The following is a 12,691-nucleotide window of genomic DNA, read 5'->3' as shown; positions in this document are numbered from 1 at the left end:
CCCCTAGCCGTCGCCCGTACCGCCACCGTGTCCCGGAAGGAAAGCCCGCTTGATCTCGCACGCCCAGTTCCAGCAGTACGCTGCTGAAGGTTTCAACCGCATCCCCGTCGTCCGTGAAGTGCTGTCCGACCTGGACACGCCACTTTCGGTCTACCTGAAACTCGCCGACGCGCCGCACACCTACCTGTTCGAGTCGGTGGAAGGCGGCGAACGCTTCGGCCGCTATTCCATCATCGGCCTGCCGGTGCGCCGCGTGGCGACCTTCCGTGGGCACACGCTGCAGGTCCACGACCACGGCCAGCTGGTCGAGACGCGCGAGGTCGCGGATCCGTTCGCCGAAGTCGAGGCGCTGCGCGCCGCCTATGCGGTGCCCAAGCTTGAGGGCCTGCCCGGATTCACCGGCGGCCTGGTCGGCTGGTTCGGCTTCGAATGCATCGGCTACATCGAGCCGCGGCTGGCGACCGGCGACAAGCCCGACGAACTCGGCACGCCCGACATCCTGCTGATGCTGTCGGAAGAAGTGGCCGTGTTCGACAACCTCAAGGGGCGGCTGTACCTGATCGTCCACGCCGATCCGCGCGAACCCGATGCCTGGGAACAGGCGCAGGCGCGACTGGACGCGCTGACGACCAAATTGCGCCAGCCCGGTTCGTACCCGACGCCGATCACCCGCGACGTGCTGGACGAGAGCCACTTCGTCTCCGGCTTCACCCACGACGGTTTCATCGCGGCGGTCGAGCAGTCGAAGGAATACATCCGCGCCGGCGACATCTTCCAGGTGGTGCTGAGCCAGCGCCTGAGCGTGCCGTTCAATGCGCGGCCGGTGGATGTGTATCGCGCGCTGCGCGCACTGAATCCTTCGCCGTACATGTACTTCCTGGACGTGGGCGATGTGCAGGTGGTGGGCTCGTCGCCGGAGATCCTGGTGCGCCTGGAGCAGGGCGAGGTCACCGTGCGTCCGATCGCTGGCACCCGCCCGCGCGGGAAGACGCACGATGAAGACATCGCGCTGGAAGCCGAACTGCTGGCCGATCCGAAGGAGCGTGCCGAGCACCTGATGCTGATCGACCTGGGCCGCAACGACACCGGTCGTGTGTCGGAGGCCGGCACGGTGCAGGTGGGTGAGCAGTTCGTCATCGAGCGCTACAGCCACGTCATGCACATCGTCAGCGAGGTCACCGGCACGCTGCTGCCGGGCCTGAGTTATGCGGACGTGCTGCGTGCGACGTTCCCCGCCGGCACCGTCAGTGGCGCGCCGAAGATCCGCGCGCTGGAAGTGATCCGTGAACTCGAGCCGATCAAGCGCAATGTGTATGCCGGCAGCATCGGCTACATCGGTTGGCACGGCGATGCCGACACCGCCATCGCCATCCGTACCGCCGTCATCAAGGACGGCCGCCTGCACGTGCAGGCCGGTGCCGGCATCGTCTACGACTCCGATCCCGAGAAGGAATGGGACGAGACGATGAACAAGGGCCGCGCGCTGTTCCGTGCCGTGGCCGAAGCGGCGAAGGGGCTGTGATGGAGATCGCCACCGAGGGCGCCCGGATCAGCCTGCGCAACGACTACAGCGAGGGTGCGCATCCGCGCCTGCTGCAGGCGCTGGCCGTGGCGAGCGCGGAAATCAATCGCGGCTACGGGCTGGATGCGCACTGTGTCCGCGCCGCCGCGCTGATTCGCGACCGTCTCGCCCGGGACGCCGACGTGCATTTCCTCGCCGGCGGCACGCAGACCAACCTGGTCGCGCTCGCGGCCTTCCTGCGCCCGCACGAAGCGGTGATCGCACCGGCCAGCGGCCACATCGCCACGCACGAGACCGGCGCCATCGAGGCCAGTGGCCACAAGGTGCTGACGGTCGCCACGACGGACGGCAAGCTGAGCCCCGAGCTGATCCTGCCGTGCCTAGAGGGCCACCACAGCGAGCACATGGTGAAGCCGCGGCTGGTCTACATCTCCAACACCACCGAATGGGGCACCGTCTACAACGCGGCGGAGCTGCAGGCATTGGGTGCGTTCTGCCGTGCTCGCGACCTGCTGCTCTACGTGGACGGCGCGCGCCTGGGCTCCGCGCTGACCACGCCGGGCAACGATGTGGACCTGGCTCTGCTGGCGGCGGAAGCGGACGCGTTCTACATCGGCGGCACCAAGAACGGCGCGCTGCTGGGCGAGGCGCTGGTGATCGTCACCCCGATGCTGCGCGCCGATTTCCGCCACGTCATCAAGCAGCGCGGCGCGATGCTGGCCAAGGGCATGGTGGTCGGTGCGCAGTTCGAGGCCCTGTTCGAAGACGGGCTGTATTTCGTGCTGGCGACGCATGCGAACGTCATGGCGCAACGTTTGCGCGACGTCCTGCAACAGACCGGTGTGCCGCTGGCGGTGGATTCGCCCAGCAACCAGGTGTTCCCGGTGCTGCCCGACGCGATCGTGGAGCGTCTGCAACAGCAGGTCGAGTTCGAGACCTGGGAACGGCGCGGCGATGGCACCACCGTGATCCGACTGATGACGTCGTGGGCGACACCGGAATCCACCATCGAGGCGTTCGCCGTGACGTTCTCCGCGATTTATACCGAGGGTCGAGCCGCTGCGGCCGCCTCGCAGGCACAAGGAGCCTGAGCGATGCTGCTAATGATCGACAACTACGACAGCTTCACCTACAACCTCGTGCAGTACCTGCAGTCGCTGGGGGCCGAGGTGAAGGTGGTGCGCAATGATGCGATGACGGTGGACGAGATCGCCAGGCTGGCGCCCGAGCGCATCGTCATCTCGCCCGGCCCGTGCACGCCGAACGAGGCCGGCGTGTCGCTCGGGATCATCGAGCGGCTGGGCGCGAACACGCCGATCCTCGGTGTCTGCCTGGGCCACCAGAGCATCGGCCAGGCGTATGGCGGCAATGTCATCCGCGCCGGCCGCATCATGCACGGCAAGACGTCGCGGATCCGCCACGAAGGCAAGGGCGTGTTCGCCGGCCTGCCGGACGCCTATGAGGCCACACGCTACCACTCGCTGGTGGTCGAGCGCAGCAGTCTGCCGGACGCGCTGGAGGTCACCGCCTGGACCGAGAACGACGACGGCAGCTTCGAGGAAATCATGGGGCTGCGCCATCGCGAGTTCCCGGTGGAAGGCGTGCAGTTCCATCCTGAGTCGATCCTGACCGAACATGGCCATGCGCTGCTGAAGAATTTCCTGGAACGATGAGACCGATGCGCGTGGGAGCGACGTGAGTCGCGAACCGACGAGTCCAGCCAGCCAGGTCGCGACTCACGTCGCTCCCACGAGTAACTGAATATGCCACTGACCCCCCAAGAAGCCCTGCAACGCACCATCGAGCATCGCGAAATCTTCCACGACGAGATGGTCGACCTGATGCGCCAGATCATGCGTGGCGACGTGTCGCCGACGATGACAGCCGCCATCCTGACCGGCCTGCGCGTGAAGAAGGAGACCGTCGGTGAGATCGCGGGCGCCGCCACGGTGATGCGGGAGTTCTCACGCATCGTCGATGTCGCCGAGCGCACGCACCTGGTCGATATCGTCGGCACCGGCGGCGACGGCTCGCACACCTTCAACATCTCCACCTGCTCGATGTTCGTCGCGGCGGCGGCCGGCGCGCGGATCGCCAAGCACGGCAACCGCAGCGTGTCGTCGAAGTCCGGCAGCGCCGACGTGCTGGAAGCGCTCGGGGTGAACATCGAACTGCAGCCGGAGCAGGTGGCTCAGTCGATCGCGCAGTCGGGCATCGGCTTCATGTTCGCCCCGGTCCATCATCCGGCCATGAAGGTCGTCGCACCGGTGCGACGCGAGATGGGCGTGCGTACCATCTTCAATATCCTGGGCCCGCTGACCAATCCGGCCGGTGCGCCGAGCATCCTGATGGGCGTGTTCCACCCGGACCTCGTCGGCATCCAGGCGCGCGTACTGCAGGAACTGGGTGCGGAGCGTGCGCTGGTGGTGTGGGGGCGCGACGGCATGGACGAGTTGTCGCTGGGCGCCGGCACGCTGGTCGGCGAACTGCGCGACGGGCAGGTGCGAGAGTACGAACTGCACCCCGAGGATTTCGGCATCGCGATGGCCGCCAGCCGCAACCTGCGCGTCGCCGATGCGGCCGAATCGAAGGCCATGCTGTTGGGCGTGCTGGACAACCGGCCGGGTCCGGCACGCGAGATCGTGGTGCTGAACGCTGGTGCGGCGCTGTACGTGGCCGGTGTGGCAGAGAGCATCGAGGATGGCATCGCCCGCTCGCGTGAGGCGATTGCCAGCGGCAAGGCGCTGGAGAGGCTGCAGCAGTTCGTGGCCACGACGCAGGCGCTGGGCCGTCAGAACGCGGGGGCATGACATGGCGGGAGACGGATTCGCGGTACTCCCCAAGCCGCCGTATTACGCGGTGATCTTTTCCTCGCAGCGCAATACGCACGACGATGCCGGCTACGGCGCGATGGCCGAGCGCATGGTCGAACTGGCCGCGCAGCAGCCGGGCTTCCTGGGCATGGAAGCCGCGCGCGGTGCGGATGGCTTCGGCATCACCGTGGCGTACTGGGAGAGCGAGGCCGCGATCCTTGCCTGGCGCCAGCATGCCGAGCATGCGGCGGCGCGCGAACAGGGACGGCGGGACTGGTACGACCACTTCGAGCTGCGGGTAGCGAAGGTGGAACGGGCCTACGGCTGGGACCGCGCGGCGTCACCCCGCGGATAAATGCGAGAATACCGCCCCGCGCGGACGACACCGCCGGCCGGAAGGGCCCCATGAGCGACATCCTGACCACCATCCTCGCCCGCAAGGCGGACGAGATCGCCGAACGCAGCGCCCGCGTGCCGCTGGCCGACCTGCGCGCGCGCGCGGCCGATACGCTGCCCACGCGCGGCTTCGCCGACGCGCTCAACGCGATGATCGCGCAGGGCGACCCGGCGGTGATCGCCGAGGTCAAGAAGGCCAGTCCGTCCAAGGGCGTGATCCGACCGGATTTCCGTCCCGCCGACATCGCGGTGAGCTACGAGTTCGGCGGCGCGGCCTGCCTGTCGGTGCTGACCGACGTGGACTTCTTCCAGGGTTCGGATGAGTACCTCAAGCAGGCGCGCGAAGCCTGCACGCTGCCGGTGCTGCGCAAGGATTTCACGGTGGATCCTTACCAGGTGTACGAGGCGCGCGTGCTCGGCGCGGACTGCATATTGCTGATCGTGGCCGCATTGGACGACGGCCAGCTGGTCGACCTGTCCGGCCTGGCCATGCAACTGGGCATGGACGTGCTGGTGGAAGTGCACGACATCGACGAACTGGAGCGTGCGCTGCAGGTACCGGTGCCGCTGGTCGGCATCAACAACCGCAACCTGCGCACGTTCGAGGTCTCGCTGCAGGCCACGCTGGAAATGAAGGACGCCGTGCCGAAGGATCGCCTGCTGGTGACCGAGAGCGGGATCGTGGTGCCCGACGATGTGGCGACGATGCGCGCCGCGGGAGTGAACGCCTTCCTGGTCGGCGAGACGTTCATGCGCGCCGAGGAACCCGGCGAAGCGCTGCGTCAGCTATTCTTCGCGGCATGACGGACGCTCCCTATCCGACGCCGCGCGCTGATGCCCCGGTGGTCGTCTTCGATTTCGATCACACACTCTACGACGGCGATTCCGGCGGCCATCTGGTCAAGTGGCTGATCCGGCGCAACCCCCTGCGCCTCGCGGTCGCGGCGGCGGCGTCGGTCATTCTCGGGCCGATGGTGGCGTTCCTGCCGACCCGGCGACGCGGCATTTCCGGTTACATCTGGATCGGCACCTTCGGCCTGCACGGCCGGCGCAGTTTCGATGCGCTGATCGATCAGTACGTGGCGGGTCATCGCGAGGACGTGCAGCAGCGCCTGTTGCCTCACGCGCTGGAGGTGTTCCGCGAGCATCGTGCGCGCGGCGACAACGTGGTGGTGGCGACCGGCGCGCCGCCGGAACTGGCACGTGCGATCCTGAGCTTCGTCGCCCACGAGGATGTGCCGGTCATCGGCACCGCCGTGGGTCCGCGCCTGGGCGCGGTGGTGGCCACGCGCCACTGCCACAACGAAGAGAAAATGCGCATGCTGCGCGAGCGCGGTTACGGCGAGGTCGCCGTGGCGTATTCGGACAGCAGTGCCGATCTGCCGTTGCTGAAGGCGGCGCGCGCGCCCGTCGTCGTGAACCCGAAGACTACGCGGGTGGCGATGTTCCGTCGCGTCCTGCCGCCGGGCACGCCGATCCTCAACTGGGGCTGCAAGGATCGCGGCGGCGCCAGCGCGTAGGGCGGGCCCAGGCCCGCCGTCGTACGCCTTCCGCGATCAAGCGCCGTGCGGTATGCGTCAGATCCGTTCCGGCGCGTTCCAGTCCTTGACCAGATCGGAGAGTTCGATCTCCGCGAAATCCCGGTATTCGCCCGCGTCGTAGAAGCGGCCGTAGCAACCCTTGCAACTCTCGAACCAGATATGCGGCTGCAAGGGATCCACCATGCGGATCAGGGGGCGGTCGCCGATGCAGGCCGGGCAGGTGATCCGGTCGATCCGGTTGTACTGCTCGCCCAGCGTCGGGTCGCCGACATCGATCTCTTCCGCGTGATCCTTCAGCGTTTCGTGATCCACCATCTCGAACCACAGTCCCTTGCACTGCGTGCAGCGATGGACGTGGGCTTGCGGAACCGTGATCCGTTCCATCGTGCCTTGGCACTTGGGGCATTGCATGCGGGAGCCTGCGACATGGGAAAGCGTGGCGCCTGTTGTAGGGCGCCGCCGCGATCCGGTCAATGGGGTGGTGCCTCGGGTCCTTCGCCGCGCGGCGGCCTGTCGTCAGTGCGCGGGTCCCTGCGAATGCGGGGGCGGCGCGGCGTGGGGCGGCATGCCACGCTCCGGCGGCGGCGCGGCAGGCATGTCGCGACGCGGCAGGTCGGTAGGTCTTGCGACAGGCGCCTGCTCCAGGTCGAGCTCGACACGTGGCCAGCCTTCCCGCGTTGAAAAGTGCGCCTGTGTGCCTTCGACCTGGATCGTCGCCAGGCTGCGCGACGTGATGCCCGCCGTGTGGCAGGCCTCGGTGAACTGCGACAGGCGGGCTTCGCTGGTGTAGTCGGGCAGATGCCGCTTCAGGGCGTCGTAGAGAGCGTGCTGCGGGTGGGTCGGATCGCGGGGCGTGGTCGGCGTGGCGGAAGCGGTTACCGGTTCCCCGCCTTGGAGGACAGTGTCATCCCCGGAGCGTGCGCGACGGGAAATCCATTCGTCGTCCCGCACTTCTCGGTCATGCGCCGCGGCGGTGCTGTCGGGACTCTGCTTCCGGCCATCGTCCGAATGACGCAGGGTGATGAGCCGTTGGCCGTCGCTGGTGTCGATCAGGCCGAGATTCCGGCCGCCAAGATTGAGACCGGTGCTTTCCAGTTGCGCGGGGTCCAGCCCCAGTCGGGCCATGTCGAGTTTGATCGTCGGCGGTCGGATCCAGTGTGCCGTGTCTTGGCCAACCTGTTCGATCAGATAGGCGCCGTAATAGTTGCGGTAGTCGGCCTTGCCCTGCGCCCCCAGCGTTCTGGCGGATTGGTCGAAATGGCACTGCGCCACCGGTTCGACATTGATGGAGCCGGCCTTGGGCAGGCGCGTGTCGGCCATGCGCATGTCCTGGTCGAGGATGATGCCGCGGGCGAGTTGGGGGACAGCGCTGTCTCGCACGACGCATCCGGTGGTGGGAACTGCACGCCTCAGCATTTCTTCGCGCGAGATTTCACCATCATTGGTGTACTGAATGCGGCTGGCCAGCGCATTCCAGCCTTCGATTTCGGCGATCGCTTCGTCGCGGCGGACGGCGCGCTGGTACAGGGAAAAATGGGGCGTCACATCGGCGCTGCCCCCGGGGCCGGCGGCGCGTATCTCCTCCGTGATCTGGGCGGCGACGAAATGCAGGGTCTTTCTGGACTCCACCGCGTTCAAGGCATGCCCTGTTTCATGACCCAGCGTGCTGGTGATGACGTCGATTCGATCCCGGCGCTCCTGCAGGTCTGGCCTCGTGAAGGTATCCATGCTGAGGTAGACAGCCTTCTCGCTGCTGTCGTAATGCCCGCCCTCGTTCGCGCCGGGGGGCGTGAGGCGGATATGCTCGAGTCGCCCCACCTCGATGGCTTGTGTCATCCGCTCCTGGAGATAAGGTGCGGTAGCGATGGCTTCGTCTATGCAGGGGCGTTTGTCCGCGGGAAGCCCATCGGTCAGACGTTGCAAGTGTGGAGGCAAGCTAGTCATTGCGCGGACCTCCCGAGATTCGCAGCCAGCTGGCGCACGCCCGTTCCGCCTCGGTGCCCTCATCCAGATAGTAGAGGTAGACCCCTACACCGAAACCCGTCCGGTGCTTCGGAACGTCTCGGCCAAACCCCCAGGAAGGCTTGTTGCCGGTGGTGGAGCGCGTCGCTGCACGTTGGTATCCCAGGGCGACGATGTCGTTGGCAAGCTCCTCGAAATCCATCGTGCAGTAGGTGGCTTTCTGGTTGGTCCACGGCTCGACGCCATTGCTGAGCGCGATCATGATCGTCGGAGGATCGCTCAGTGCATGCAGACGGACGGTCTCTATGTAATAAGTCCATCCCTCGGTCGTGATGCCGAAGTACTCATAACCATCGCGCACCCTCGGGTTCTTCACCAGGCGGACCTTGAAGATCGACTCCAGATGCGTGTGTTCCATGTCTTCCAGCGTCTGCAGGGCGTCCAGCAGCGCCAGTACCTGCTTCCGGAGCGTGGCGGATGGAATGGGCGGGCCGCGTTCGATTTCGACGGTGGCTTCGTCAGTCCCAGGTTCCGTTGGCGCGGCCGATGCGGTTTCGGGAGGAGAGAGGACCGGTGTTGGTGACGGCGTCGGTGCCGTTGGCGCGGAGTCTGTCGCTGCCGACGCGGGTGCAGGCTCCGGAAACTTCCCGGACGGGCGGGCTTCGCCGCAGGCTGCCAACGCGCCTGCCACCAACGTGGAGGTGGTCATGATCCGCTGGAGTGGGTTCATTTCATCATCCTGGACGGCAAGGGATGCGGGCGGATGCACGCGATGGGGTTTGCGCTTGGCCTGCACCGGCACGCCACCGGGCGGCAGGGGGCCCAGCTCGCGGACGGTGCGCTCGTTGACGATGGCCAGGTCGCGAAGCAGCTGCAGCGCGTGCAGCGCATCGTAGCGGAATCTCAACCCGGACTCGGTGCTGGCCACCTTGTCATCCGTGACGGTCACGTACGTTTCCATGCGATGCATCGGGGCGATAGAGGTCATCCCGCCGACAGCGACGCGCGGGTGCGCTCGTCATCGGCCACCCGGACGCGGACGTCATTCCTGTGAGCGTGCGATGCTTCAAGTGGCAACGGCTGCACCTCGACCTTCGGCAGCAGCCGCCTGGTGAAGTAACTGTCCTGGTAGTAGCGCACCTTGCGGCACAGGATGGGATGGGCGAGGCCTTCGTACAGCACGATCTCCTTCTCCGGCCCCATCGCCTTCAGCTCCTGCGGCAGCATCAGGGCGCGCTTCTCCAGCACCTCGTTGTCGGACACGTTGCGGCCCTGGCCGTGCGAGCGCGTGCGGGCGCGGCGCTTGATGGTGGTGTAGCCGAGCATTTCCGAGTAGTCGTTGGCATCCTGCTGCTCGCGCGGCGCATAGATGATCTGCAGCGCGTGGTTGGTGATGATGGTGCGCGACAGCTCCTTGCCGTAGACGGCGTCCAGCTGCGCCATCGACTGTATGATCGGTAACAGGCGCAGGTTGTAGCCGGCCATGTAGGCCACCGCCTTGGCGATGATGTCGACACGGCCGATGGCGGTGAACTCGTCCATCAGCAGCAGGCACTGGTGCTTCAGCGTCGGATCGTTCTGCGGCAGCACCTTGGTGTTGACGTTGATGAGCTGGCTGAAGAACAGGTTCACGATCAGCCGGCTTTCGGCCAGCTTGTTCGGCTGGATGCCCACGTAGATCGTCATGCGCCTGCGGCGAACGTCGTCCAGACGGAAATCGTCGGCGCTGGTGGCCGCATCGAGCACCGGGTTCAGCCAGGGATTCAGCGGCTCCCGGAAGGAACCGATGATGGACGCGAAGGTCACGTCGGCCTGCGACAACAGGCCGGCAAACGCAGTGCGCGCCTGACCGCTGAGGAAGGGCGCCTCCACCAGCCTCTGCAGATACGGCTTGAGCTCGCCGCCATCGCCCGACGCCAGCCGCAGCACGGCGCCCAGCGTGGGCAGTTCCGCGTTCCGGTCGTGGTCGCGCCGTTCGAAGAGGTACAGGGTGAACGCAAGGAAGGCGTTGCGCGCCTGACTGATCCAGAACTTGTCCTTGTCGTCGCCGTCCGGATACAGCATCGCGGCGATGCTCTGCAGGTCGGACACCCGGAATGCCGGGTCCGGCGAGACGTAGGTCATCGGATTCCAGCGATGCGTGCGGCGGTCTTCGGCGAACGGATTGAACAGGTACACCTCGTGGCCGATCGATCGGCGCCAGCCTGAGGTCAGGTCGAAGTTCTCCTGCTTGATGTCCAGCACCACCGCCGACTCGCGATAGTCCAGAAGGTTGGGGATGACCACGCCGACGCCCTTGCCGGAGCGCGTCGGCGCCGCCAGGATCACGAACTGCTGGCCCGGCAGGCGCAACAGCTTGCCGTTCATCCGGCCCACCACGATGCCGTTGTCCTTGCCGGACAGGAAGCCCTTGCTGGCCAAGTCGATCATGCGGGCGAAGCGCGCGCGACCATGCAGGTTCCGATAGCTGCGCAGCTTGTAGACCATCACCGCCAGTGCGACCCATACCATCAGCATCAGCCCGCCGCCGACAGCGCCCGCGGCCTTGATGCGCCACGCATAGGGTTGCACGCGCGGATGGTCGAGATGCTTCAGATAGTCGACGTACGTGCCCCATCCGACCTGGCTGCCGTCGAGGCCGAGGAACAGCAGCGCCAGGTAGCCGGAAAGGTAGAGGGCGCCCACGGCCGCCAGGCCGGCGAGCGCCAGGATGATCACACCACGTGTATTGCCCACACGACCCCCTGTCGTCGCTCCATGATGAATGCCGCGCCTCAGTCCGCGCCGGCGGCCGCTGCGTCCTGCTTTGCCGACGTGTCGATCAGCACGTACTGGTCGTTCTTCTGCCACCGTGGCAGGCCATCCTGCAGCTTGATGCACGGCTGCCCGCCGCAGGATGTGATGGTCACCTGCTGCAAGGCCTCCAGCACCTCCGCGTCCACGGCGGCGCGATCGGCCCGCTGCACGTTGTGCCACGCCGCGTATCCGCTGCCCGCCACCAGCAGCAGGCAGGCCGCCGACAGCACGCCCAGCGATTTCCAGCCGAGGAAGCGCGCACGCTGCGACAACTGCGCCTGCTCCCGCTGCAGGTGGTCGGCTACCTGGCGCAGTCGCGTCGCCGTTTCGCCGATGCTGTGCGTCGCGGCGGGAATCCCATGCGCCAGGGCCTCGTGCACGGCAGCGCGCGCCTGGTCGCTCATCTCGCGCTTGCCTTCCTCGATCGTCTTCCTGACCACGATGGCGGACGCTTGGAGTTCCTGCGCCGATGCCTGCTGTGCGCTCGCGGCCTTGTTGCACTGCTCTGTCAGGTGCGCCGCCAGCAATGCCGCATTGGCGACGAACTCTTCCATCTTCGACGGTTCCATGGCGTCCCTTGTCACGCGAGATGTTGATGCCACCTTTCCACCAGCATGCTGCAAGACATGTTTTTCTTTCAAGCACCGATCCGCTGGTCGATGTTTTTCCCGAGAGTGCGCCGGGAGTGCCACGCATATAGCGCGTCGTCTGAATTGTTCACCGCGGTGAAGATCACTTTCACATTGCGTGTGACGCATTTCCGTGTTTCACAAATGCCTTCACCTTCATGATCGAACCTGCATACAGGTTTTCATCCGAATGCAATAAATGCCTTGTTTTATAGGGTTTCCGAGATCTCGTTTATGTCGGTGAATACTCTCGTACATGTATTTACGTTTTTGTTTCTGTTGACGACACAAAAGCGCGTGGCTATGTTCGGCGCGACTGTCGTGATGCAGTAAGCGGATTCAACGTGCGGCGTGCATGAACGCCTGCATGGACATCGCAGGAGAGTGGAACGCATGGATGCGAGTACAGGGGGCAGTGCGCATGCCAGTGGCTGCGCAAGGCGATCGCTACGGGAAGATCGTGGATTCCCGGCGCGTGCGGGCGCGCATTGCCACCCGGAGACATTCATCAGTGCCGTGACGCGTCCTGCCGGGACTGCGCATCGGATGTCTGTTGCCGACGATTGCAGAAAGGTGGATGCGTGATCCGGAATGCCGTTCTTCGCAAGAGGGTGATGTCGCTGTTCGTGATGGTGCCGGTCGTGCTCGCGGGATGCGCCACCCCGCAGGCCTCGGACGTAAAGGGGCGCTGGCGGCCGGTGAATCGCTTCGCGGAGGTTCCGCAGGCCATTCCGCTGCAGCAGGCCTATGTCTATCAGGCGTCGCCGGCGGATGGCACGCTCAGGACGATGCTGGACCGGTGGGCCAAGGACGCGCGCCTGACGCTGGCCTACCTGCATCCCAACGACTACACCCTGCATGCACCCGTCGCGCAGATCCGCACCAGCAGCCTGGAAGATGCAGCCGCTTCCCTTTCCGCCGCGTATGCGGAGCAGGGCGTACAGATCGTCGTCGAACGCCCGCGGATCATCGTGAGCCAGGCATCGGTGCCGGTCGCCGGCGTGGCCCCCGCGGCCGCAATGGACGAATAGG

The 12,691-nt window shown here is 66.0% G+C and carries 12 protein-coding genes and 1 pseudogene; 8 read left to right on the top strand and 5 right to left on the bottom strand.

Annotation, left to right across the window (positions count from 1 at the left end; translation table 11 throughout):
- The first annotated feature begins 49 nt into the window (after window positions 1–49).
- The 7 genes from trpE to VGN58_RS14070 all read left to right on the top strand — a co-directional run bounded on the left by trpE (window position 50) and on the right by VGN58_RS14070 (window position 6,251).
- A complete protein-coding gene (trpE, locus tag VGN58_RS14100) occupies window positions 50–1,522 on the top strand; it encodes an anthranilate synthase component I (RefSeq protein ID WP_327483812.1) in 1,473 nt (490 codons plus the stop codon).
- Window positions 1,522–2,613, top strand: coding sequence for a threonine aldolase family protein (locus tag VGN58_RS14095; RefSeq protein WP_327483811.1), 1,092 nt, complete (start codon window positions 1,522–1,524; stop codon window positions 2,611–2,613). The genes trpE and VGN58_RS14095 overlap by 1 nt, the downstream gene beginning before the upstream one ends.
- A gap of 3 nt (window positions 2,614–2,616) precedes the next feature.
- Window positions 2,617–3,195: an aminodeoxychorismate/anthranilate synthase component II gene (locus VGN58_RS14090; RefSeq protein WP_327483810.1), complete on the top strand. Its 579-nt coding sequence runs from the start codon at window positions 2,617–2,619 to the stop codon at window positions 3,193–3,195.
- Between the two features lie 90 nt (window positions 3,196–3,285).
- Entirely contained in the window at window positions 3,286–4,332 is a 1,047-nt protein-coding gene (trpD, locus tag VGN58_RS14085) for an anthranilate phosphoribosyltransferase (protein WP_327483809.1), read from the top strand.
- 1 nt (window position 4,333) lies between these two features.
- Window positions 4,334–4,690, top strand: coding sequence for an antibiotic biosynthesis monooxygenase (locus VGN58_RS14080; RefSeq protein ID WP_327483808.1), 357 nt, complete (start codon window positions 4,334–4,336; stop codon window positions 4,688–4,690).
- Between the two features lie 50 nt (window positions 4,691–4,740).
- On the top strand, window positions 4,741–5,535 hold the full coding sequence (trpC, locus tag VGN58_RS14075; protein WP_327483807.1) for an indole-3-glycerol phosphate synthase TrpC: 795 nt from the start codon (window positions 4,741–4,743) through the stop codon (window positions 5,533–5,535).
- Window positions 5,532–6,251 (top strand): HAD-IB family phosphatase, encoded by a 720-nt coding sequence (locus VGN58_RS14070; RefSeq protein ID WP_327483805.1) that lies wholly within the window; start codon window positions 5,532–5,534, stop codon window positions 6,249–6,251. Before trpC ends, VGN58_RS14070 begins: the two co-directional genes overlap by 4 nt.
- Before the next feature lie 57 nt (window positions 6,252–6,308).
- Here VGN58_RS14070 and VGN58_RS14065 read toward each other — a convergent pair whose 3' ends face one another.
- From VGN58_RS14065 to VGN58_RS14045, 5 genes and pseudogenes are all read right to left on the bottom strand, one after another.
- On the bottom strand, window positions 6,309–6,683 hold the full coding sequence (locus VGN58_RS14065; protein ID WP_327483804.1) for a zf-TFIIB domain-containing protein: 375 nt from the start codon (window positions 6,681–6,683) through the stop codon (window positions 6,309–6,311).
- A gap of 105 nt (window positions 6,684–6,788) precedes the next feature.
- Complete coding sequence (locus tag VGN58_RS14060; protein WP_327483803.1) at window positions 6,789–8,108, bottom strand: hypothetical protein; 1,320 nt, start codon at window positions 8,106–8,108, stop codon at window positions 6,789–6,791.
- Window positions 8,109–8,208: 100 nt separating this feature from the next.
- The gene (locus VGN58_RS14055; protein ID WP_327483802.1) at window positions 8,209–9,195 is read right to left on the bottom strand and encodes a hypothetical protein; all 987 of its coding nucleotides are present in this window, start codon (window positions 9,193–9,195) and stop codon (window positions 8,209–8,211) included.
- Between the two features lie 104 nt (window positions 9,196–9,299).
- A pseudogene (locus tag VGN58_RS14050) lies at window positions 9,300–10,970 on the bottom strand (type IV secretory system conjugative DNA transfer family protein); the annotation flags it as partial.
- A 38-nt stretch (window positions 10,971–11,008) separates the two neighbouring features.
- Window positions 11,009–11,599, bottom strand: a complete 591-nt coding sequence (locus VGN58_RS14045) for a hypothetical protein (protein ID WP_327483801.1) — start codon at window positions 11,597–11,599, stop codon at window positions 11,009–11,011.
- Window positions 11,600–12,273: 674 nt separating this feature from the next.
- On the opposite strand from VGN58_RS14045, the gene VGN58_RS14040 reads away from it, so the two are divergent.
- Window positions 12,274–12,690: a TcpQ domain-containing protein gene (locus tag VGN58_RS14040; RefSeq protein WP_327483800.1), complete on the top strand. Its 417-nt coding sequence runs from the start codon at window positions 12,274–12,276 to the stop codon at window positions 12,688–12,690.
- Window position 12,691: the final 1 nt, after the last annotated feature.

The organism is Pseudoxanthomonas sp. (assembly GCF_035999195.1).
Taxonomy (GTDB): domain Bacteria; phylum Pseudomonadota; class Gammaproteobacteria; order Xanthomonadales; family Xanthomonadaceae; genus Pseudoxanthomonas_A.
This window is presented reverse-complemented; position numbering and strand designations above follow the sequence as displayed.

Bases quoted from the DNA above. Each gene is read 5' to 3' on its own strand.
- VGN58_RS14095 (WP_327483811.1), top strand. From the start codon at position 1,522: ATGGAGATCGCCACCGAGGGCGCCCGGATCAGCCTGCGCAACGACTAC.
- VGN58_RS14090 (WP_327483810.1), top strand. From the start codon at position 2,617: ATGCTGCTAATGATCGACAACTACGACAGCTTCACCTACAACCTCGTG.
- trpD (WP_327483809.1), top strand. From the start codon at position 3,286: ATGCCACTGACCCCCCAAGAAGCCCTGCAACGCACCATCGAGCATCGC.
- VGN58_RS14080 (WP_327483808.1), top strand. From the start codon at position 4,334: ATGGCGGGAGACGGATTCGCGGTACTCCCCAAGCCGCCGTATTACGCG.
- trpC (WP_327483807.1), top strand. From the start codon at position 4,741: ATGAGCGACATCCTGACCACCATCCTCGCCCGCAAGGCGGACGAGATC.
- VGN58_RS14070 (WP_327483805.1), top strand. From the start codon at position 5,532: ATGACGGACGCTCCCTATCCGACGCCGCGCGCTGATGCCCCGGTGGTC.
- VGN58_RS14065 (WP_327483804.1), bottom strand. From the start codon at position 6,683: ATGCAATGCCCCAAGTGCCAAGGCACGATGGAACGGATCACGGTTCCG.
- VGN58_RS14060 (WP_327483803.1), bottom strand. From the start codon at position 8,108: ATGACACAAGCCATCGAGGTGGGGCGACTCGAGCATATCCGCCTCACG.
- VGN58_RS14055 (WP_327483802.1), bottom strand. From the start codon at position 9,195: ATGGAAACGTACGTGACCGTCACGGATGACAAGGTGGCCAGCACCGAG.
- VGN58_RS14045 (WP_327483801.1), bottom strand. From the start codon at position 11,599: ATGGAACCGTCGAAGATGGAAGAGTTCGTCGCCAATGCGGCATTGCTG.
- VGN58_RS14040 (WP_327483800.1), top strand. From the start codon at position 12,274: ATGTCGCTGTTCGTGATGGTGCCGGTCGTGCTCGCGGGATGCGCCACC.